This window comes from Micromonospora maritima, assembly GCF_902825405.1.
Taxonomy (GTDB): domain Bacteria; phylum Actinomycetota; class Actinomycetes; order Mycobacteriales; family Micromonosporaceae; genus Micromonospora; species Micromonospora maritima.
On record NZ_CADEAU010000014.1, the window covers coordinates 1 to 20,730 of the forward strand.

Here is a 20,730-nt window from a genome sequence, read left to right on the forward strand (position 1 = left end):
CCTGCGCGCACCGGCGTCCGGCGCAGCCGCAGGGCCGCGTAGAGCGCGGCGACGAGCACCGGCGCCGCGGCGCTGAACACGACGACCGGAAGCCCGCCCCGCCAGGCGTAGAGCCCCGCCCCGAGCAGCGGCGCGACCAGCTTCGTACCCTCCTGGGCGCTGGAGCGCCAGCCGTTGACGTCGGCGAGCCGCGCGGGGTCCAACGCCGCCGGCAGCAGGGCGGTCTCGCCCGCATCGACCAGCACGTAGCCGACGCCGTACGCGAGCGAGACGACGAAGATCAGCCAGGCCTGGTCCGGGCCGCGGACGGCGAGCAGGCTCAGCAGGACGACGGCCAGCGCGAGGTTCACCCCGATGACCAGCGGTCGCCGGGGTGCCCGGTCGAGCAGCCCGCCGAGCCACGGCCCGGCCAGCACCGGTGCGTAGACGCACAGCCCGGCGAGCGCGGCCAGGCCGGTGGACCCGGTCAGGTCGAGGATCCAGATGCCCGCGACCAGCGCCATGGCGCCGCCGCCGAGCCCGGACAGCAGGGAGACGGCCACGAACAGGACGGCGTTGCGGCGCACGAGCCCTCCAGGGTTGAGCGGAGAAGGCTCATATCGTCCGGCGTTGAGTCATCCGCAGGCAATGCTGTCGAACCATGTCAATGATTGATTGACAGCGCCGCGGCGATCCGGCCGGCCGCCTCGCGGGCGGGCACCGGCAGTTGCGGCCCGACCTCGGCCAGGTCCCCGACGAGGTACGCGGCGAGCGCGTACAACGAACCCGGCGCGGCGGCGTCGAGGGCCGTGCCGGTGGTGCGCCGGACCAGCGGCGCCCGACGGAAGCGGTCGTCCCACCGGCGGTCCGCCTCGATCCAACGGTGCAGGTCCGACACGGCGGCCCGGATCGTCGCGACATCGGGAGCGCAGGCCCGGTCGCGGCGCGCCAGCCGCGACCGGCGGGCCTCGACGAGACGCTGCCGGCGCTGCTCGGCGGCCTGCCTGCTGCCGAGCCCCAGCGCGCCGGCGATCGCGGCCCAGGTGGCCCCGTCGTGCCGGGCCCGGTCGATCAGCTCCAGCTCGTGTTCGTCGAGCGCGGCCCGGGCCGCGGCGACCTCGGACAGGTGGGTCGGCTCGGGAGTCATCTGTCAACGATACGTTGACGTTCGACCGTTCTCGTCGGTCCTTCGGTGGGGCGGGACGTGGATGCGGAACCCGGCCGGCGGGCGGGGACGGCTCAGCGCGGCGGTGACAGGTAGAGGCCGGTCCGGCACCCGGTCTCGCCCGGCTCGAGCCAGATCCGGTCGTACCCGGGTTCCTCGATCCGGCCGGTGGCCGTGCGCACCAGCAGCAGGCACTCCCGCTCGGCCGGCACCCCGACCGCGGCGACCAGTGCGCCACCCTGTGCCGCCGTGTCGACAGTGATCCACTCCTGCGGGAACGCCGTCCGCACGGCGCCCGCCAGCGTCTCCGGCCGGGCGGACCGCAGCACCGCCGTCAGCCGCTTGCGTCCGTCCGCCGGCAACGCCGGCACCGGAGCGGCGCTCGGCGTCGGCGGTGCGGCCCCGGGCGGGCAGTCGATCTCCCGGTAGGACGTGTGGCGGTAGAGCCGGAGCTCGTAGCGGAAGCACACCGTGGCCGCCCCGGCGCTCCGGCCGCGGGCGCCGATGACCCTCACCGGCGCCTCGTCGAGGGTCACCACGAAGCGGACGTCGATCGTGGCCCGCTCGTCCCCGGAGACCCGACCCGACCAGGCCATGGCCTCCCGGCGGACGGTCGATCCGTCGCCCGGAGCCGCCGTCCCGGACTCCCCGAGGACCTCGGTGGCGGTGATCGATGCGGCGTCCCGCGGCCGGTCACGGTGCCCCAGCGCCTGGTTGAGGCGCTCTGCCTCGTCCGCCGCCTGCGACCGCGCCGCGACGTCGCCGCTCTGCTCGCCGCACCCGGCCGGTGCGAGCGTGACCGCCAGCGCGGCGCCGAGAAGCCGTGCGATCCGCCGTCGTCCGACCGGTCGGTACGTCTCACCTCCGGTGCCCCCGCCCACGGTGACACCGTACCGCCGACCCGCCGGTGTGGACCGGCCTCGGGGCGGTCGGGCGTCGGCGCCGTGGCCCGCCGCGACCGGGGGAACCGGTCCGTCGTCGGGCCGCCGGACGCCACGGCTGTGCCCCGGCTTCGGCGAAGACACCAGGGCGTACACTGACGTTGATCTCGCGCCGGATGCCGCCGGCGCCTGTCGGCTGCCGGGCGTGGCGGTGGGATTGCGGGGAGGGTGAGTGCCGTGCGTGGTCCCGCGATGACCGATGTGGCCCGCCTCGCGGGCGTCTCCCACCAGACCGTGTCGCGGGTGTTGAACGGGCATCCGAACGTCCGCGAGCAGACGCGGTTGCGGGTCCAGGCGGCCATCACGGAACTGGGCTACCGGCCCAACCGCGCGGCGCGCGCGCTGGTGACCGGCCGGTCGCAGGTGATCGGCGTGGTCGCCCAGAACACCACGCTCTACGGGCCGGCGTCGCTGCTCGCCGCGCTGGAGCAGACCGCCGCCGAGGAAGGCTTCGCGGTCACCGTCGCCAGCGTGCGCGACCTGGACCGGGTGTCCATCTCGGCGGCCGTCGAGCGGCACCTGGCGCATCGGGTGGCGGGCATCGTGGTGATCGCTCCGGTCGAGTCGGCCGGGGAGGCGCTGGAGCACCTGCCCAAGGACGTGCCGCTGGTGACCGTCGACGGCGATCCGCGCCGACCGGTCCCGCTGGTGACCGTCGACCAGGTCAGCGGCGCGCGGGAGGCGACGCGCCACCTCCTGGACGCGGGACACCGGACCGTGTGGCACGTCTCCGGGCCGGCCGACTGGTTCGACAGCGCCGGGCGCATCGAGGGCTGGCGCGAGGCGCTGGCGGCGGCCGGCGCCGAGGTGCCGCCGCCGATACCGGGCGACTGGTCGGCCGCGTCGGGCTACCGGTGCGGGCAGATGCTGGCCCGGATGCCCGAGGTGACCGCGATCTTCACCGCGAACGACCACCTGGCACTGGGCGTCCTGCGCGCGTTGCACGAGTACGGCAGGCGGGTGCCCGACGACATCAGCCTGGTGGGCTTCGACGACGTGCCGGAGGCGGCCTACTTCATCCCGCCGCTGACCACCGTCCGGCCGGACTTCGACGCGGTGGCCCGGGCGAGCCTCGACCTGCTGCTGGCGCAGATCGAGTCCGACACCGTCGGCGAGCTGCGCCAGACCATCGCGCCCACGCTGGTTCCTCGGCGCAGCGTCGCCGCCCCACGCGACTGACCGGGCCGGCTCGGACGGCCTCCGCCGTCCGGGCCGGCGACGCATGAGGGACGACCGGCCGACGGTCGGAACGTGGGCCTCGACCCCACCGGTCCTCGGTGGACCGTCACCGGCCTGATCCTGCCCGCATCCTCCCGGCCGGACCCCGGGTCGCTCCAGTGTGACCGCTCACAGCGGACCAGCGGTGCGGCCGGTCGCGGCGGGCGGTCCCGGCGACTCGCGCCCGAGGGCTGCCGTGGTTCGGCGGTTCCGCGTCGGTGCGCTCACGGTTAGCGCTAACAGACGTGGATCACCCGGCAAGTGCAGGTGGAGCCGGCACTGTGCGGCAATTGTTGTGAACGTTCACAGCCATCGATGGCTGGAGTGGGGCGAGCCGGGTCGGCCCGGATGACCGCGCTGTTACCGCTTTGTTGCGCAGACATCTTGACCGGTGTTGATGTGAGCGCTAACAATGTGGGCCACGGCACGTGGAGGTGGAGATGAGGGGTCTGGACGGGCCGGGGGACCGGTACGTCGTCGGGGTCGACTTCGGCACCCTGTCGGGACGGGCGTTGGTGGTGCGGGTCGACGACGGCGCGGAGCTCGGCACGGCGGTGCACGAGTACCGGCACGGCGTGATCGAGACCGCCCTGCCGGGCGCGGTCGAGCCGCTGCCGCCGGACTGGGCCCTGCAGGACCCGGACGACTACCGCGAGGTGCTGCGCCGGGCGGTCCCCGCCGCGGTGGCCGCCGCCGGGATCGATCCGGGGCGCGTGATCGGCATCGCGACCGACTTCACCGCCTGTACGGTCCTGCCGTCGCTGGCCGACGGCACCCCGCTCTGCGAGGTCCCCGAACTGCGCGACCGGCCGCACGCGTGGCCGAAACTGTGGAAGCACCACGCCGGGCAGCCGCAGGCCGACCGGATCAACGCGCTCGCCCACGAGCGCGGCGAGCCGTGGCTCGGCCGTTACGGCGGCAAGATCTCCGCCGAATGGCAGTTCGCCAAGGGCCTCCAGCTCCTGGACGAGGACCCGGCCACCTACCGCCGGGCCGGGCGGTTCATCGAGGCCGCCGACTGGATCGTGCAGCAACTGTGCGGCGTGGAGACGCGCAACCTCTGCACCGCCGGTTACAAGGGCATCCACCAGGACGGCCGCTACCCGTCGCGGGAGTTCCTCGCGGCGCTGGACCCGGACTTCGCCGACTTCGTCGGCAAGCTGGACGGCCCGTTGCTGCCGATGGGCGCCCGGGCCGGTTCGCTCACCGCCGAGGCCGCCGCGTGGACCGGGCTCCCCGAGGGCATCGCGGTCGCCGTCGGCAACGTGGACGCCCACGTGACCGCCGCCTCCGCCCAGGCCCTGGAACCGGGCCACCTGGTCGCCATCATGGGCACCTCCACGTGCCTCGTGGTCAACGGCGCCGACCTGGTCGAGGTGCCGGGGATGTGCGGCGCCGTCGAGGGCGGGCTCAGCCCCGGCGCCTGGGGCTACGAGGCCGGGCAGAGCGGGGTCGGCGACATCTTCGGCTGGTTCGTCGAGCACGCCGCACCGGCCGGCGTGGCCTCGCACGAGCGGCTCTCCGAACTGGCCGAGGCACAACCCGTCGGTGCGCACGGTCTGATCGCGCTCGACTGGTGGAACGGCAACCGCTCACTGCTGGTCAACCACGACCTGAGTGGCCTCGTCGTCGGCCTGACGCTGGCCACCCGGCCGCAGGACGTCTACCGCGCGCTGCTGGAGTCCACCGCGTACGGCACCCGGATGATCGTCGAGGCTCTCGTCGAGGCCGGCGTGCCGGTCCGGGAGCTGGTGGTCGCGGGCGGCCTGACCAGCAACCGGTTGCTGATGCAGATCTACGCCGACGTGCTGGACCGCCCGCTGGGCGTCATCGGCTCCACCCAGGGCCCCGCGCTGGGCTCGGCCATCCACGCCGCGGTGGCCGCCGGGGCGTACCCGGACGTCTACGCCGCGTCGCGCGTGATGGGCCGGGTGGACCGCGACGTCTACCGGCCCGATCCGCGGCGGGCCCGCGCCTACGACGCGCTCTACGCCGAGTACCGGCACCTGCACGACCACTTCGGGCGCGGCGGCAGCGACGTGATGGCCCGGCTGCGGGCGATCCGCAACGCCGCCGTCGACGGCGCGGCGGCGTCGACTTCGGCGCCGGTGGAGGTGCTCGCATGAGCGAACGCACCGAGCGAAGCGAGGGCCGTGAGGGCATGCCTGGTCGGCCCCGCATGAGCGAACGCACCGAGCGCAGCGAGGGCATGCCCGGTCGGCCCCTTATGGGCGGTCGATCCGACGAGCAGATCTGGCGGATCCGGGAGGACGTGGCCCGGCTGCACGCCGAACTCACCCGCTACCGTCTGGTCGCCTGGACCGCGGGCAACGTCTCGGCCCGGGTGCCCGGCCGCGACCTGATGGTGATCAAACCGAGCGGCGTCGACTACGACGACCTCGCGCCGGAGAACATGGTCGTCTGCGATCTCGACGGCGTCGCGGTGGAGGGCGACCTCTCGCCGTCCAGCGACACCGCCGCCCACGCCTACGTCTACCGGGCCATGCCGGAGGTGGGCGGCGTGGTCCACACGCACAGCGGCTACGCCACCGCCTGGGCGGCACGTGGTGAGCCGATCCCGTGCCACCTCACCGCCCAGGCCGACGAGTTCGGCGGCGAGATTCCGGTGGGCCCGTTCGCACTGATCGGCGGCGACGACATCGGCAAGGGGATCGTGGAGACGCTCGCCGGGCACCGTTCGCCGGCCGTGCTCATGCGCAACCACGGTGTCTTCACCATCGGTCGGGACGCCCGCGCCGCGGTCAAGGCGGCGGTGATGTGCGAGGACGTCGCCCGCACCGCGCACCTGACCCGGGCGCTCGGTGAGCCGGTCCCGATGGCGGCGGCCGACGTCGACGCCCTGCACGACCGCTACCAGAACGTGTACGGCCAACGGTCCACCTTCCCGGCGGGCCCCTGACGCCCGCTCCCGAATCGCGCGGCGTCTTCTCGGGCGACCGCGTCGCACCACCCCACCCACCACACAGCGCGGCAACGCATACCCCGAGGAGACTTGCGGTGAAGAGAACGAGGAACTCCCTGCCGTTCCGGAAGGCCGCCGCGGTGCTCACCGCGGCACTGCTCGCCACCGGCATGGCGGCCTGCGGCAACAGCGACACCGGCGGCGGCTCCGCCGGCGGCGACGACAAGCTCGTCCTGGGCTTCTCGCAGGTCGGCGCCGAGAGCGGCTGGCGCACGGCGAACACCACCTCGATCAAGGAGTCGGCGGCCGAGGCCGGGGTCGAGCTGAAGTTCGACGACGCGCAGCAGAAGCAGGAGAACCAGATCAAGGCCATCCGCAACTTCATCCAGCAGAAGGTCGACGTGATCGCCTTCTCGCCGGTGGTGGAGTCCGGCTGGGACACCGTGCTCAAGGAGGCCAAGGACGCCAAGATCCCGGTGATCCTGACCGACCGGGCGGTCGACTCGGCCGACAAGTCGCTCTACAAGACGTTCCTCGGCTCCGACTTCAAGAAGGAGGGGCGGCTCGCCGGCGAGTGGCTGGTGGAGCAGAAGAAGTCGGCGTCCGGCCCGGTCAACATCGTCGAGCTGCAGGGCACCACGGGTTCCGCGCCGGCCAACGACCGCAAGGAGGGCTTCGCCGCAGCGATCGCCGCCAACCCCAACCTGAAGATCGTCGCCTCGCAGTCCGGTGACTTCACCCGGGCCGGCGGCAAGCAGGTGATGGAGCAGTTCCTCAAGGCCAACCCGAAGATCGACGTGCTGTTCGCGCACAACGACGACATGGGCCTGGGCGCGTTGGAGGCGATCACCGCGGCCGGCAAGGTGCCCGGCAAGGACATCACGATCATCACGATCGACGCGGTGAAGGACGGCATGCAGGCCCTCGCGGACGGAAAGTTCAACTTCATCGCCGAGTGCAGCCCGCTGCTCGGCCCGCAGCTGATGGAGCTGGCCAAGAAGGTGCACAAGGGCGAGGAGGTCCCGGCCCGGATCGAGACCGAGGAGACCACGTTCACCCAGGAGCAGGCCAAGGAGGCGCTGCCCAACCGCAAGTACTGACCGGACCGCCGGGGGTGCCGCCCCGGCATCCGAGGCGGCGGCCGGGCCCTGTCGAGGCCCGGCCGCCGCGCGGACCCACCGGGCCCGCACAGGTGGTCGATCGAGGGAGCGCGTACGCCGCGCGCCCTCCTCTCGGAACTGAGGAAAGGTCCGGTGGCATGACAGGTAGCCATCCAGTCCTGACGATGACGGGGATCAGCAAGTCGTTCCCCGGCGTACGCGCGCTCGACGGCGTGGACTTCCGTCTCTTCCCGGGCGAGGTGCACGCGCTGATGGGGGAGAACGGGGCGGGCAAGTCCACCCTGATCAAGGTGCTCACCGGCGTCTACGGCGTCGACCGCGGCACGGTCGCGCTCGCCGGCGAGCAGGTGTCGTTCACCGGCCCGATGCAGGCCACCGCCGCCGGCGTGAGCACCGTCTTCCAGGAGGTCAACCTCTGCACCAACCTCTCCGTCGCGGAGAACATCTTCATCGGCCGCGAGCCGCGCCGGCTCGGCGCGGTCCGCTGGGGCGAGATGCGCCGCCGGGCGCGCGCCCTGCTCACCCGGCTCGACCTCGACATCGACGTCAACGCGCCGCTCGGCAGCTTCTCGCTGGCGATCCAGCAGATGGTGGCGATCGCGCGCGCCATCGACATCGAAGCCCGGGTCCTGGTCCTGGACGAGCCGACGTCCAGCCTCGACACCGGAGAGGTCGCGCAGCTGTTCCGGGTCATGCGGAGCCTGCGCGACGACGGGATCGCGATCCTGTTCGTCACCCACTTCCTCGACCAGGTCTACCGCATCGCCGACCGGATCACCGTGCTGCGCAACGGTCAGCTCGTCGGCGAGTGGACGACCGGCGACCTGCCCCAGCTCAGCCTCGTCGAGAAGATGATCGGCAAGGAGCTGGACGTGCTGGAGCGCCTGGACGAGCAGCCCCGGCGCGACGTGGCGGCGACGGAGGGCACGCCGTTGCTGGAGGCGCGGGCGCTGGGGCGGCGGTCGGCGGTGGCGCCGTTCGACCTGACCGTCCACGCGGGTGAGGTGGTCGGCCTCGCCGGCCTGCTCGGCTCGGGCCGGACGGAGGTGGCGCGGCTGCTGTTCGGCGCCGACCGGGCCGACCACGGAAGTGTCCGGGTCGACGGCAGCCCCACCTCGCTCCGGACACCGGTGGCGGCCATCGCGCGGGGCATCGGGTTCTGTTCGGAGAACCGGCGGGCCGAGGGCATCGTCGCGGACCTGTCGGTGCGGGAGAACATCGTCCTGGCCATGCAGGCCGCCCGGGGTTGGCTGCGCCCGATTCCCCGCCGCCGGCAGGACGAGCTGGTCGACCGGTGGGTGCGGGCGCTGCACATCCGTCCCGCCGATCCGGAGATCCCGGTGGGCAACCTCTCCGGCGGCAACCAGCAGAAGGTGCTGCTGGCGCGCTGGCTCATCACCGAGCCCCGGTTGCTGATCCTGGACGAGCCGACCCGGGGCATCGACATCGGGGCGAAGACCGAGATCCAGCGGCTCGTCGCGCAGCTGTCCGACGGCGGCACGGCGGTGCTGTTCATCTCCGCCGAACTGGAGGAGGTGCTGCGTCTGAGCCACCGGATCGCCGTGATGCGGGACCACGAGCTGGTCACGCAGCTCACCAACGACCAGAGCGTCGACGCCGACCGGATCATGCAGGCCATCGCCGCCGGCGCCGCACACGAGGGAGTGCCGTCATGAGCACCGCACAGTCGCGGTACCGGGCGTTGACCACCCATCGGCTGTTCTGGCCGGTCGTGGTGCTCGTCGCCCTGGTGGTGGCCAACACGGTCTACCGGCCCGGCTTCCTCTCGGTGCAGGTCCGCGACGGTCACCTGTACGGCAGCCTGATCGACATCCTGCGGTTGAGCGCGCCGCTGATCCTGGTCGCCCTGGGCATGACGCTCGTGATCGCCACCGGTGGCATCGACCTGTCGGTGGGCTCGCTCTGCGCGATCAGCGGCGCGGTGGCCTGCCTCTACATCAGCCGGCAGCCGGACCAGAACAGCATGGGCGGGGTGCTGACGGCGCTGGCGCTCGGGCTGGCGGTGGCCCTGGTCCTCGGCGCGTGGAACGGGGTCCTGGTCGCGGTCATCGGGATCCAACCGATCATCGCCACGCTGATCCTCATGGTCGCCGGCCGGGGCCTCGCCCAGCTGATCACCGAGGGCCAGATCCTCACCATCAACTCCAGCCCCTACAAGGCCATCGGTGTGGGTCACCTCCTGACGCTGCCGCTTGCCATCTTCATCGCGCTCGCCGCGGCGCTGCTCATCGCCGCGGTCACCCGGCGGACCGCGCTCGGCCTGATCGTCGAGTCGGTCGGCGGGAACGCCCGCGCCAGTCGGCTGGCCGGCATCCGGTCGGCGCGGATCACCTTCCTGGTCTACGTGATCAGTGCCGCCTGCGCCGCCGTCGCCGGCTTCATGATGACCGCGAACGTGTCCAGCGCCGACGGCAACGCCGCCGGCCTCTGGGTCGAACTCGACGCGATCCTGGCGGTGGTCATCGGCGGCACGTCGCTGGCCGGGGGACGCTTCTCACTGGGCGGCACCATCCTCGGCGCGCTGCTCATCCAGACGCTCACCACCACGGTGTACGCGATGAACATCTCGCCCCAGACGTCGCTGTTGTTCAAGGCGGTCGTGGTGATCGCGGTCTGCCTCATCCAGGCGCCCGGCTTCCGGGCCCGGTTCACCCGACGACGCCGGGTGCCGGCCCCGGCCGCCGCCGGCGCCGACGAGACGCGGAAGGAGCAGGTGCCCGCATGACCACGACCTCGCTGAGCCCGGGGCGTACCTGGGCCCGCCTCCCCCGGCGGCACGTTCCGGTCCTGGTGACCCTCGCCCTGCTGCTGGTGCTCTACGGCGTGGGTGTCTCCCAGTACCGCGCCTTCTCGAACGTCCAGGTCGTCTTCAACGTCTTCATCGACAACGGTTTCCTGCTCGTCGTCGCGGTCGGCATGACGTTCGTGATCCTCACCGGCGGGATCGACCTCTCGGTCGGCTCCGTGGTCGCGATGACCGCGATGGTGTCGGCGTTCCTGCTGCGGGAGGGGTGGCCGGCGGCCCTGGTGCTGGTCGTCGCGCTGCTCATCGGGCCGACGCTCGGCTTCCTGATGGGCTGCGTCATCCACTTCTTCGACATCCAGCCGTTCATCGTCACGCTGGCCGGGATGTTCTTCGCCCGTGGCATGTGCACCTTCATCAGCGACTCGTCGATCCCGATCACCGACGGGTTCTGGACCACCATGTCGCAGCAACGCATCGGCGACCCGAGCGGCACCTTCGTCTCGATCAGCGTGCTGATCGCGTTCGCGGTGGTCGCCGTGGCGGCCTACGTCCTGGCCTACACCCGGCTCGGCCGCAACGTCTACGCCGTCGGCGGCAACGCCCAGTCGGCGCTGCTGATGGGGCTCCCGGTGGGGCGGACGCGGATCGCGGTCTACACGATCAGCGGCCTGTGCGCGGCCGTCGGTGGCATCCTGCTGTCGTTCTACACGCTCTCCGGCGCGCCGCTGATCGCGGTCGGCATGGAGCTGGACGTCATCGCCGCGGTGGTCATCGGCGGCACGGTGCTCACCGGCGGCGCCGGCTACGTGTTCGGCACCGTGCTGGGGGTGCTGGTGCTGGGCGTCATCCAGACGTTGATCACCTTCGACGGCAGCCTCAACTCGTGGTGGACCAAGATCGTCATCGGCGGTCTGCTCTTCGCGTTCATCCTGCTCCAACGTCTGATCGGAATCCGCTACAAGTGACCGACCATCTCGCGGAAGGCAACCCCATGGCAACGCACGCTGAGCCTGAGATCTGGTTCCTCACCGGTAGCCAGGCGATGTACGGCGAGGACACCCTTCGCCAGGTGGCCGAGCAGTCGCGGCAGATCGCCTCGGCGCTGGACGGGGCACCGGGCATCCCCGCCCGGATCGTCTGGAAGCCGGTGCTGACCACCAGCGCCGACATCCTGCGGACCTGCCGGGACGCCGCCGCCGCGGGCGCCGTGGGGGTCATCGCCTGGATGCACACCTTCTCCCCGGCGAAGATGTGGATCGGCGGCCTCGACGCGTTGCGGACCCCGCTGCTGCACCTGCACACCCAGGCCAACGTGCAGCTGCCCTGGGACGAGATCGACATGGACTTCATGAACCTCAACCAGGCGGCACACGGCGACCGGGAGTTCGGATTCATCCAGACCCGGCTCGGGGTCGCCCGTAAGACGGTCGCCGGGCACGTCAGCGACCCCCGGGTGATCGCCCGGGTGGGCGCCTGGGCGCGGGCCGCGCGGGGATGGTCGGCGATGCGGTCGCTGCGGCTGGCCCGCTTCGGCGACAACATGCGCGACGTGGCGGTGACCGAGGGGGACAAGGTCGAGGCGGAGCTGCGCTTCGGCGTCTCGGTCAACACCTACGGGGTCAACGACCTGGTCCAGGTGGTCGGCCAGGTCACCGACGCCGAGGTGGACGACCTGGTGAAGGAGTACGACGACAGCTACCGCCTGGTGCCCGAGCTGCGGGTCGACGGCGACCGGCACGAGTCGCTGCGCTACGCGGCGCGGCTGGAGCTCGGGTTGCGGGCCTTCCTCGAAGCGGGCGGCTTCCGGGCGTTCACCACCAACTTCGAGGACCTGGGCGGGCTGCGTCAACTACCCGGCATCGCGGTGCAGCGGCTGATGGCCGACGGCTACGGCTTCGGCGGTGAGGGCGACTGGAAGACCTCCGTGCTGGTGCACACGCTCAAGGCGATGGCGGTCGGTGTCGAGGGTGGCACGTCCTTCATGGAGGACTACACCTACGACCTCACACCCGGGCGGGAACTCATCCTCGGCGCCCACATGCTGGAGGTCTGCCCCAGCATCGCCGCGCAGACGCCGAGCGTGGAGATCCATCCACTGAGCATCGGCGGACGGGAGGATCCGGTCCGGATGGTCTTCGACGCCCGGCCCGGCCCGGCGGTGGTGCTCGGCCTGGCCGACATGGGGGAGCGGTTCCGGTTCGTGGCCAACGAGGTCGACGTGGTGCCTCCGCCCCAACCGTTGCGTCGCCTGCCGGTGGCCCGGGCGGTCTGGCGGCCCCGCCCGCACCTGGCCGGCTCCGCGGAGGCGTGGATCACCGCCGGCGCGCCGCACCACACCGTGCTGTCACAGGCCGTCGGCGTGGAGGAACTGCACGACCTGGCCGAGATGAGCCGAACCGAGCTGGTCGTCATCGACGCCGACACCGACCCCCGCCGGTTCGCCGACCAGCTCCGCTGGGGGCAGGCCTACTACCGGCTGGCCAAGGGGTTCTGAGCCGGTCGTCGTGATCGCGGCGGACGCGTCCCGGGACGCGTCCGCCGCTTCGTCGTGCACGGCGGCAGCCGGATGGGATCGACGGTTGTTACGTCTTGACGTCTGCTGTGTTATCGCTCACAGTCGATATGTGCATCTCCGGCTTTGCGGCGGGCTAGGCGGCCGAGAGTGCAGTCCGGGCGCGGCGTGAACTCCGCAGGGGGAGTGAACACGCTGACTGTTAACGCTAACAGGCCTGTCGTGGCGACAGGACTGTCTTCCGGTCGGTGGGCCCACGCGTGGTTGGGCCACCCGACCGGGGCCCGATCGAAGGAGGAGCATGGTGCGGATCGAGAAGGCCCCGCCCCGGGCGGGACGGGGCGGCCGGTGGTCGCGCGTGGTGGCCGCGGCGCTGGCGCTGCTGCTCGGTGCCGGCGTCGTCGCGGTGACGCCGTCGAGCGCCTCGGCGGCGAGCGTGGACACCGCCGCCTGGTACGTGCTGGTGAACCGGAACAGCGGCAAGGCGCTCGACGTCTACAACCAGGCCACCAACGACGGGGCCCGGGTCACCCAGTGGTCCCGCAACGACGGCGCGTGGCAGCAGTGGCAGTTCGTCGACTCCGGCGGTGGCTACTACCGGCTGCGGTCGCGTCACTCGGGCAAGGTGCTCGACGTCTCCGGCGCCTCCACCGCCGACGGCGCCGGGCTCATCCAGTGGGCCGACGGCAACGGCACCAACCAGCAGTTCCGGTTGGCCGACTCCGCCGGGGGCTACGTGCGGTTGATCGCCCGGCACTCCGGCAAGGCCGTCGAGGTGCAGAACGCCTCGACCGCGGACGGCGCGAACGTGGTGCAGTACGCCGACTGGGGCGGCGCCAACCAGCAGTGGCAACTCGTCCGCATCGGTGACGGCAACCCGCCGAGCGGCGGCACGTACACCAATCCGGTGCTCTGGCAGGACTTCGCCGACGTCGACATCATCCGCGTCGGCGACACCTACTACATGTCCTCGTCCACCATGCACTACTCGCCGGGCGCGCCGGTGCTGCGCTCCTACGACCTGGTCAACTGGGAGATGGCCGGGCACTCGGTGCCCCGCCTGGACTTCGGCGCGAAGTACGACCTGAACGGCGCCCGCGCGTACGTCAACGGCATCTGGGCCTCGACGTTGAACTACCGCAGCAGCAACGGCACGTTCTACTGGATCGGGTGCATCGACTTCAACAGGTCGTACGTCTACACCTCCACCTCGGTCAGTGGCACCTGGCAGAAGCGCTCCGAGATCAACAACTGCTACTACGACGCCGGTCTGCTCGTCGACGACAACGACACCATGTACGTCGCCTACGGCAACAGCACGCTGCACGTGGCGCAACTGTCCGCGGACGGCCTGAGCCAGGTGCGCACGCAGCAGGTCTACACCACGCCCTCGTCCATCGGGACGCTCGAGGGTTCGCGCTTCTACAAGCGCAACGGCTACTACTACATCTTCGTCACCCGGCCCGCCAACGGTCAGTACATCCTGCGCTCGACCAGCCCCTGGGGCCCCTACGAGACGCGTCAGGTCCTGCTCAACATGCCCGGACCCATCGCCGGCGGCGGCGTACCCCACCAGGGCGGCCTGGTGCAGACGCAGGACGGCCGGTGGTACTACATGGCGTTCGTGGACGCGTACCCGGGCGGTCGGGTCCCGGCCCTCGCCCCGATCACCTGGACGTCCGACGGCTGGCCCCAGATCCAGACCGTCAACGGGGGCTGGGGCAGCTCCTACCCGTCACCGCTGCCGAGCCGCCCGGTGCAGCCGATGACCGGTACGGACACGTTCACCGGCAGCACGCTCAGCCACCAGTGGGAGTGGAACCACAACCCGGACAACTCCCGCTGGTCGGTCGGCGACGGCCTGCGGCTGCAGACCGCGACGGTCACCAACGACCTCTACAGCGCCCGCAACACGGTGACCCGCCGGATCCAGGGGCCGACGTCGACGGCGACGGTCGAGCTGGACTACTCGGCGATGCGCGACGGCGACCGCAGCGGCCTGGCGATGCTCCGGGACTCCTCGGCCTGGATCGGTGTCCGCCGCGACAACGGCGCCACCCGCGTCGTGATGACCAACAACCTGACCATGGACAGCGGTTGGCGCACCACGAACACCGGCACCGAGATCGCCGGCGCGCCGGTCGGCGGCGGCCGGATCTGGCTGCGCGCCACCGCCGACATCAGACCCGGCAGTGGGCGTCAGGCGTCCTTCTCGTACAGCACCGACGGGACGACCTTCGTGCCGCTGGGCAACGCGTTGACGCTCAACAACGCCTGGCAGTTCTTCATGGGCTACCGCTTCGGGATCTTCAACTACGCCACCCAGGCGCTCGGCGGCGCGGTCACCGTCCGCCGGTTCACCCTGGCCGGTCCCTGACGGCTGCGGGCCGGGGCGAACGGACGTGCGCCCCGGCCACCACCACCCACCGGACACCGCCTGCGGCGGGCGTGCACCGTCGCGGAGAGGACGATCGATGAGACACCTGACCACGGCCCGCCGCCGCGCCACCGCCGTCGTGGCGGCCGGGCTGCTGCTGGCCGGCGCCCTGATCGGGCTACGCCCACCCGCCGCGGCGGCGCTGGACAACGGCGTCGCGCGCACCCCGCCGATGGGGTGGAACAGCTGGAACTCGTTCGGCTGCAACATCAACGAGACGTTGATCCGGCAGACCGCCGACGCCATCGTGGCCAGCGGGATGCGCGACGCCGGCTACCAGTACGTGGTGGTCGACGACTGCTGGTTCAACCCCAACCGCGACTCCGCGGGCAATCTCCAGGGCGACCCCGGCCGGTTCCCCAGTGGGATGAGGGCGCTCGGGGACTACCTGCACGGCAAGGGCCTGAAGTTCGGCCTGTACCAGGTACCGGTGGACAAGACCTGCGCCCAGTACTTCGGCGGATATCCGGGCGCCACCGGCAGCCAGGGCCACGAGGCGCAGGACGCCCGCCAGTTCGCCGCCTGGGGCGTGGACTTCCTCAAGTACGACTGGTGCTCGCCCAACGGCACCATCGACCAGCAGGTGGCCACGTTCGCCAAGATGCGTGACGCGCTCGCGGCGACCGGCCGACCGATCGTCTACAGCATCAACCCGAACAGCATCCACGCCAAGACCGGCCCGCAGCGCAACTGGGGCGACGTGGCGAACATGTGGCGGACCACGGAGGACATCACCAACGCCTGGGACACCGGGCAGACCAACGGCTACCCGATGGGCATCCAGAACATCATCAACGTCACCGTCCCCCTGGCCGGGTACGCGCGTCCCGGTGGCTTCAACGACCCGGACATGATGGAGGTGGGGCGCGGCGGGATGACCGACACGGAGATGCGCAGCCACTTCGCGATGTGGGCGGTGCTCGCCGCACCGCTGATCGCCGGCAACGACGTACGGAACATGAACGCGGCTACCCAGGGCATCCTGACCAACCGTGCGTTGATCGCGATCAACCAGGACAGCCTCGGCCTGCAGGCCACCCAGGTCTCCTTCGACGGCACCCGCCGGGTCCTGGCCAAGCGGCTGGCCGACGGTGACGTGGCGGTCGCGCTGTTCAACCAGGGCGGCGCCAGCACCACGATCTCGACCACCGCGGCCGCCGTGGGCAAGAGCGGCACGTCGTTCACGCTGCTGGACGCGTGGACCAACGCGACAACCACCACGACCGGTGCCATCTCCGCGACCGTTCCCGCGCACGGCACGGTGGTCTACCGGGTCAGCGGCGGCGGCACCGGCACCCCACCGCCGACCACCGGCGGCACGCTGGTCAGCGCCGCCTCGGGCCGGTGCCTGGACGTCCCGCAGAGCAACACCACGAACGGCACCCAGCCGGTGATCTGGGACTGCACCGGCGGCGCCAACCAGCGGTGGACCCGCAACGCCGACGGCACCGTCCGGTCCGGGCAGTCCGGTCTCTGCCTGGACGTCAACGGCGCCGCCACCGCGAACGGCACCACCGTCATCCTCTGGACCTGCACCGGTGCCGCCAACCAACGCTGGACGGTGCGGTAGCGCGCCCCGACGCCCGGCCGGGTCCCAGGACCCGGCCGGGTCCGCCGGTCAGCGCCGGACCCGGGCCGATCCTCCCCGCATCAGCGCCTCCACCTCGGCGAGGCTGGCCATCGAGGTGTCGCCGGGCGTGGTCATGGCCAGCGCGCCGTGCGCCGCCCCGTACTCCACCGCCAGCGCCAGATCGCCGTCGTGCTCCAGCAGGCCGTAGATCAGGCCGGACGCGAAGCTGTCCCCGCCGCCGACCCGGTCCAGGATCTCCAGGCCGGCCCGGTGGGACGCCTCCACGAACCTCCCGCCGCCCCAGGCCACCGCCCCCCAGTCGTTGACGGTGGCGCTGCGTACCCCGCGCAGCGTGGTCGCCACCACCGCGAAGGTGGTGAACTCCTGGACGACCGCCTCGATCATGGCCTTGAACTGGCGGGCGTCCAGGGCGCCTCCGGCGTCCACGTCCGTGTCCGGCACCGGAAACCCGAGGCAGGCGGTGAAGTCCTCCTCGTTGCCGATCATCACGTCCACCAGCCCGGCGAGGCGGCGGTTGACCGTCCGGGCGCGCTCCTGGCCGCCGACGGACTGCCACAGGCTCGGCCGGTAGTTCAGGTCGTAGGAGACGATCGTGCCGTGTCGCCGGGCCGCCGTCATGGCCGCCTCGGCGGTGCGGGCGGACGTCTCCGACAGCGCCGCGTAGATCCCGCCGGTGTGCAGCCACCGCACGCCCAGGTCGCCGAAGAGGTGGTCCCAGTCGACGTCGTCGGGCGCGAGCTGGCTCGCGGCGGAGTGGCCCCGGTCCGAGGTGCCCACGGCGCCGCGCACCCCGAAGCCCCGTTCGGTGAAGTTCAGCCCGTTGCGCACCGTGCGGCCGACCCCGTCGTACGGCATCCAGGCGATCAGCGCCGGGTCGACCCCGCCCTGGAGGACGAGGTCCTCGATGAGGCGGCCGACCTGGTTGTCCGCGAGCGCGGTGACCACGGCGGTCCGCAGCCCGAAGCACCGCCGCAGCCCGCGGGCCACGTTGTACTCCCCACCGCCCTCCCACGCCTGGAACTGGCGTGCGGTGCGGACGCGTCCCGCGCCGGGGTCGAGCCGCAGCATGACCTCGCCCAGCGCGACCAGGTCGTAGCGGCACTCGCCGCGCGGCCGTGCCGCGATCACGCTCACGACGCACGCCCCGCCGCGGCCAGCGCGGTGCGGACGCGGCCGACGATCTCGTCCCAGCGTCGCCCGGCGATCAGCTCCGGCGCGACGACCCAGGTCGCGCCGACGGTCGACACCGACGGCAGGGCCAGGTAGTCGGCGATCACGTCGGGGGTGACGCCCCCGGTGGGCACGAACCGCACGTCGCGGAACGGTGCGGCGAGGGCCTGGACCATCGCCGGGCCGCCGAGCTGTCGGGCGGGGAAGAACTTGACGGTGTCCAGCCCGGCGTCGAGCGCGGTCTGGATCTCGGTGGCGGTGGCGACCCCGGGGACGGCCGGGACGTCGGCGTCCCGGCAGAACCGGACCACGGCGGGCGCGAAGCCCGGCGAGACGACGAAGCGGGCGCCCCGGCCGACGGCCTCCTCGGCCTGCTCGGCCCGTAGGACCGTGCCGGCGCCGACCAACAGGTCGCCCCGGGCCGCCAGGGCGGCGATGGTGTCGAGCGCGGTGGGGGTGCGCAGCGTCACCTCGACGGCGGTGACACCACCCTCGACCAGGGCGTCGCCGAGGGCGTCGGCGTGCCGCGGGTCGTCGGGGATCACGACGGGCAGGATCGGACCGAGCTCGGGTTGTTCATCATGCTGAACGTCATTCACGGATGTGACCATAGTTGCGGTCGGGTGGTGTTCGCTAGAGTGGGCGCGTGTCCACCGCCGCCGAGGATTTCCAGCCGGTCAAGTCGGCCGGGCGCACGCTCGACCTGCTGGAGCTGCTGGGTGACCAGCCGCGCCACTGGACGGCGGCCGACCTCGCCCAGGCCCTGGGCATCCCGAAGAGCAGCCTGCACGGCCTGCTGCGCACGCTGCACGCCCGTGGCTGGGTCGAGGCGGACGCCGGCGGCACCCGGTTCCGGCTCGGCGTCCGCGCCCTGCGCGTCGGCGCCGCCTACCTCGACGGCGACGACAGCGTCGCCCTGCTGGCCGGGGTGCTCGACGAGTTGTCCCGCCGGTTCGGCGAGGCGGTCCACCTCGGACGCCTGGACGGCGACCAGATCGTCTACCTGGCCAAGCGCGAGTCGGTCCACCGGCTGCGCCTCTACAGCGCGATCGGCCGCCGGCTGCCGGCGCACGCCACCGCGCTGGGCAAGGCGCTGCTCGCCGGTCTCCCGGAGCCCGAGGTCGACCGCCTGCTGCCTCGCCCGTTGCCCCGCCTCACCCCGGCCACCGTCACGAACCGCCGCGACCTTGGTGCCGCCCTGGCCGCCGTGCGTGCGGCGGGCTATGCGGTCGACCGCGAGGAGAACGCGGAGGGCATCGTGTGCTTCGCGATGGCCGTGCCGCTCGCCGAGCCGGCGGTCGACGCGGTGAGCGTCTCGGTGCCGGTCACCCGGCTGCGGCCCGACCTCGAACCGGCGATCGTGGCGGCCCTGCGGGAGACCGTGGGCGGCCTCGGCGCCGCACGCCGCCTGCTGCCGGCCTGACCGGCCGCCGTCGCGCCGGCTCTCGTACCCCCGGGTGCCCGGCGGCGGACGCCGCTAGCGGGGCGAGTCGTCCTCCGGGTCGCTCAGCCAGGCGCGGACCCCGGCCAACGTGGCGGGGCCGTAGTCCTCGTCCACGTCCCGGGCCAGGTCGGCCACGGAGACGGCGGCCAGGGCCGCGCGCCAGGCGGCGTCGGCGTCGGCCATGGCCCGGGCGATGGCGCACGGTCTGGTGCAGGCCTCGGGCGGGGTCGCCAGGGGTCCGCGCTGGCGGATCTCGGTGCAGACGAACGCGGGCTGGGCGCCGTCGACGGCGGTCACCACGTCGAGCACGGTGATCCGCTCCGCCGCCCGGGTGAGCACGTATCCACCGGCCTTGCCCTGCACGGAGGTCACCAGGCCGGCGCGGGAGAGCGCCTGCAACTGCTTGGCCAGATAGCTGGCGGAGACGTCGTGCAGCTCCGCGAGCCGTGCGGCCGGCACCGGCTGTGCGGCCGTGGTCAGCACCACGCAGCAGTGCAACGCCCACTCGACCCCACCGGACAGCTTCATCGGCCCATCCCCCCCTTGACTCGGACAAACTCTATCCGACTAATATCTCGGATATAACGTGTCCGAGTTTGAGGCGTCCTCGAACGGGAATCCGGCGTGTCCTGAACCGCGTCGGGAAAGGCGGGAAGCATGAAGATCGTCGTCATCGGTGGCACCGGTCTGATCGGGTCGCAGGTGGTCCGCAAGCTGTCCGAAGCGGGGCACGACGCCGTGCCCGCGGCGCTGTCGACAGGCGTCGACCTGATCAGCGGCCAGGGCCTGGACGAGGTGCTGGCCGGGGCGGAGGTCGTGGTCAACGTGGCGAACTCGCCGACCTTCGACGAGGCGTCGCTGGAGTTCTTCCGCACCTCGATGGGCAACCTGCTCGCCGCCGGCCGGCGCGCCGGCGTCGGCCACCAGGTCGTCCTGTCGATCGTCGGCGTCGACCAGGTGCCGCAGCTCGACTACTACCGGGCCAAGACGCTGCAGGAGGAGCTGCTCCGGGACGGCGGCACCCCCTGGTCGGTCGTGCGCGCGACCCAGTTCTTCGAGTTCGTCGACGCGATCCTGTCCTGGACGTCCGACGACAGCACCGTGCGGCTGCCGGCCACCCCGGTGCAGCCGATGGCCGCCGCCGACGTGGTCGACGCGGTCGTCGACGTGGCGACCGGCGCGCCGCTCAACGGCATCCGCAACGTCGCCGGCCCGGACGAGTTCACCCTCGACGAGCTGGGCCGGGTCACCCTGGCTGCCCGGCACGACGACCGGACCGTGGTGGTCGACGGCGCGGCCGGCATGTTCGCCGTCGTCGACGGTGACGTCCTCGTCGCGGGCCCGGACGCCCGACTCGCGCCCACCCACTACGCGGACTGGCTGCGGTCGTCCCACTGAGGCCGTGCCGGACGCGATCGTCCACCACGCCGAGGCGGCGGCACCGGACACGCCGGACCGCCGT

General features: G+C 72.2%; 18 protein-coding genes. 12 read left to right on the forward strand and 6 right to left on the reverse strand.

From position 1 onward, the window contains the following. The 3 genes from HUW36_RS03555 to HUW36_RS03565 all read right to left on the reverse strand — a co-directional run. On the reverse strand, positions 1-566 hold a 566-nt coding region (locus tag HUW36_RS03555; protein WP_484502577.1), incomplete at its 3' end, for an MFS transporter. A 77-nt stretch (positions 567-643) separates the two neighbouring features. Beyond that, on the reverse strand, positions 644-1,126 hold the full coding sequence (locus tag HUW36_RS03560) for a hypothetical protein (protein ID WP_174526770.1): 483 nt from the start codon (positions 1,124-1,126) through the stop codon (positions 644-646). Between the two features lie 92 nt (positions 1,127-1,218). After that, positions 1,219-2,025 carry a hypothetical protein gene (locus HUW36_RS03565; protein WP_246247844.1) on the reverse strand — a complete coding sequence of 269 codons (807 nt, stop codon included), beginning with the start codon at positions 2,023-2,025 and terminating at the stop codon, positions 1,219-1,221. A 252-nt stretch (positions 2,026-2,277) separates the two neighbouring features. Between HUW36_RS03565 and HUW36_RS03570 the strand changes: the two genes are divergently transcribed. From HUW36_RS03570 to HUW36_RS03615, 10 genes are all read left to right on the forward strand, one after another. Next, positions 2,278-3,264 carry a LacI family DNA-binding transcriptional regulator gene (locus HUW36_RS03570; protein ID WP_174526771.1) on the forward strand — a complete coding sequence of 329 codons (987 nt, stop codon included), beginning with the start codon at positions 2,278-2,280 and terminating at the stop codon, positions 3,262-3,264. Positions 3,265-3,743: 479 nt separating this feature from the next. After that, positions 3,744-5,429 (forward strand): ribulokinase, encoded by a 1,686-nt coding sequence (gene araB, locus HUW36_RS03575; RefSeq protein WP_174526772.1) that lies wholly within the window; start codon positions 3,744-3,746, stop codon positions 5,427-5,429. A gap of 101 nt (positions 5,430-5,530) precedes the next feature. Further along, a complete protein-coding gene (locus tag HUW36_RS03580; RefSeq protein WP_174526792.1) occupies positions 5,531-6,223 on the forward strand; it encodes an L-ribulose-5-phosphate 4-epimerase in 693 nt (230 codons plus the stop codon). A 173-nt stretch (positions 6,224-6,396) separates the two neighbouring features. Beyond that, positions 6,397-7,326: an ABC transporter substrate-binding protein gene (locus HUW36_RS03585; RefSeq protein ID WP_246247850.1), complete on the forward strand. Its 930-nt coding sequence runs from the start codon at positions 6,397-6,399 to the stop codon at positions 7,324-7,326. Between the two features lie 158 nt (positions 7,327-7,484). Next, a complete protein-coding gene (locus tag HUW36_RS03590; RefSeq protein WP_174526773.1) occupies positions 7,485-9,023 on the forward strand; it encodes a sugar ABC transporter ATP-binding protein in 1,539 nt (512 codons plus the stop codon). After that, positions 9,020-10,093, forward strand: a complete 1,074-nt coding sequence (locus tag HUW36_RS03595; protein ID WP_174526774.1) for an ABC transporter permease — start codon at positions 9,020-9,022, stop codon at positions 10,091-10,093. The genes HUW36_RS03590 and HUW36_RS03595 overlap by 4 nt, the downstream gene beginning before the upstream one ends. After that, entirely contained in the window at positions 10,090-11,079 is a 990-nt protein-coding gene (gene yjfF / locus HUW36_RS03600; RefSeq protein ID WP_174526775.1) for a galactofuranose ABC transporter, permease protein YjfF, read from the forward strand. Before HUW36_RS03595 ends, yjfF begins: the two co-directional genes overlap by 4 nt. Positions 11,080-11,105: 26 nt before the next feature. Then, a complete protein-coding gene (gene araA / locus HUW36_RS03605) occupies positions 11,106-12,608 on the forward strand; it encodes an L-arabinose isomerase (RefSeq protein WP_174526776.1) in 1,503 nt (500 codons plus the stop codon). A 319-nt stretch (positions 12,609-12,927) separates the two neighbouring features. Beyond that, complete coding sequence (locus HUW36_RS03610) at positions 12,928-15,003, forward strand: family 43 glycosylhydrolase (RefSeq protein WP_174526777.1); 2,076 nt, start codon at positions 12,928-12,930, stop codon at positions 15,001-15,003. Positions 15,004-15,100: 97 nt separating this feature from the next. Next, positions 15,101-16,633: an RICIN domain-containing protein gene (locus HUW36_RS03615; RefSeq protein WP_174526778.1), complete on the forward strand. Its 1,533-nt coding sequence runs from the start codon at positions 15,101-15,103 to the stop codon at positions 16,631-16,633. Between the two features lie 48 nt (positions 16,634-16,681). Here the strand turns inward: HUW36_RS03615 and HUW36_RS03620 are convergent, their stop codons facing one another. Continuing rightward, positions 16,682-17,788: a sugar kinase gene (locus HUW36_RS03620; protein WP_174526779.1), complete on the reverse strand. Its 1,107-nt coding sequence runs from the start codon at positions 17,786-17,788 to the stop codon at positions 16,682-16,684. Continuing rightward, a complete protein-coding gene (eda, locus tag HUW36_RS03625; RefSeq protein ID WP_174526780.1) occupies positions 17,785-18,435 on the reverse strand; it encodes a bifunctional 4-hydroxy-2-oxoglutarate aldolase/2-dehydro-3-deoxy-phosphogluconate aldolase in 651 nt (216 codons plus the stop codon). Before eda ends, HUW36_RS03620 begins: the two co-directional genes overlap by 4 nt. 35 nt (positions 18,436-18,470) lie before the next feature. On the opposite strand from eda, the gene HUW36_RS03630 reads away from it, so the two are divergent. Next, entirely contained in the window at positions 18,471-19,247 is a 777-nt protein-coding gene (locus HUW36_RS03630; RefSeq protein ID WP_174526781.1) for an IclR family transcriptional regulator, read from the forward strand. Between the two features lie 54 nt (positions 19,248-19,301). On the opposite strand, the gene HUW36_RS03635 is transcribed toward HUW36_RS03630, so the two are convergent. Beyond that, positions 19,302-19,796: an RrF2 family transcriptional regulator gene (locus HUW36_RS03635; protein WP_174526782.1), complete on the reverse strand. Its 495-nt coding sequence runs from the start codon at positions 19,794-19,796 to the stop codon at positions 19,302-19,304. A gap of 129 nt (positions 19,797-19,925) precedes the next feature. On the opposite strand from HUW36_RS03635, the gene HUW36_RS03640 reads away from it, so the two are divergent. Beyond that, positions 19,926-20,666: an SDR family oxidoreductase gene (locus HUW36_RS03640; RefSeq protein ID WP_174526783.1), complete on the forward strand. Its 741-nt coding sequence runs from the start codon at positions 19,926-19,928 to the stop codon at positions 20,664-20,666. Positions 20,667-20,730 lie beyond the last annotated feature (64 nt).

Excerpts from the sequence above, each read along its gene's own strand:
- HUW36_RS03615 (WP_174526778.1), top strand. The coding sequence starts at position 15,101 with ATGAGACACCTGACCACGGCCCGCCGCCGCGCCACCGCCGTCGTGGCG.
- HUW36_RS03595 (WP_174526774.1), top strand. The coding sequence starts at position 9,020 with ATGAGCACCGCACAGTCGCGGTACCGGGCGTTGACCACCCATCGGCTG.
- HUW36_RS03580 (WP_174526792.1), top strand. The coding sequence starts at position 5,531 with ATGGGCGGTCGATCCGACGAGCAGATCTGGCGGATCCGGGAGGACGTG.
- HUW36_RS03635 (WP_174526782.1), bottom strand. The coding sequence starts at position 19,796 with ATGAAGCTGTCCGGTGGGGTCGAGTGGGCGTTGCACTGCTGCGTGGTG.
- HUW36_RS03570 (WP_174526771.1), top strand. The coding sequence starts at position 2,278 with ATGACCGATGTGGCCCGCCTCGCGGGCGTCTCCCACCAGACCGTGTCG.
- HUW36_RS03610 (WP_174526777.1), top strand. The coding sequence starts at position 12,928 with ATGGTGCGGATCGAGAAGGCCCCGCCCCGGGCGGGACGGGGCGGCCGG.
- HUW36_RS03585 (WP_246247850.1), top strand. The coding sequence starts at position 6,397 with ATGGCGGCCTGCGGCAACAGCGACACCGGCGGCGGCTCCGCCGGCGGC.
- HUW36_RS03560 (WP_174526770.1), bottom strand. The coding sequence starts at position 1,126 with ATGACTCCCGAGCCGACCCACCTGTCCGAGGTCGCCGCGGCCCGGGCC.
- yjfF (WP_174526775.1), top strand. The coding sequence starts at position 10,090 with ATGACCACGACCTCGCTGAGCCCGGGGCGTACCTGGGCCCGCCTCCCC.
- eda (WP_174526780.1), bottom strand. The coding sequence starts at position 18,435 with ATGGTCACATCCGTGAATGACGTTCAGCATGATGAACAACCCGAGCTC.
- araB (WP_174526772.1), top strand. The coding sequence starts at position 3,744 with ATGAGGGGTCTGGACGGGCCGGGGGACCGGTACGTCGTCGGGGTCGAC.
- araA (WP_174526776.1), top strand. The coding sequence starts at position 11,106 with ATGGCAACGCACGCTGAGCCTGAGATCTGGTTCCTCACCGGTAGCCAG.
- HUW36_RS03640 (WP_174526783.1), top strand. The coding sequence starts at position 19,926 with ATGAAGATCGTCGTCATCGGTGGCACCGGTCTGATCGGGTCGCAGGTG.
- HUW36_RS03590 (WP_174526773.1), top strand. The coding sequence starts at position 7,485 with ATGACAGGTAGCCATCCAGTCCTGACGATGACGGGGATCAGCAAGTCG.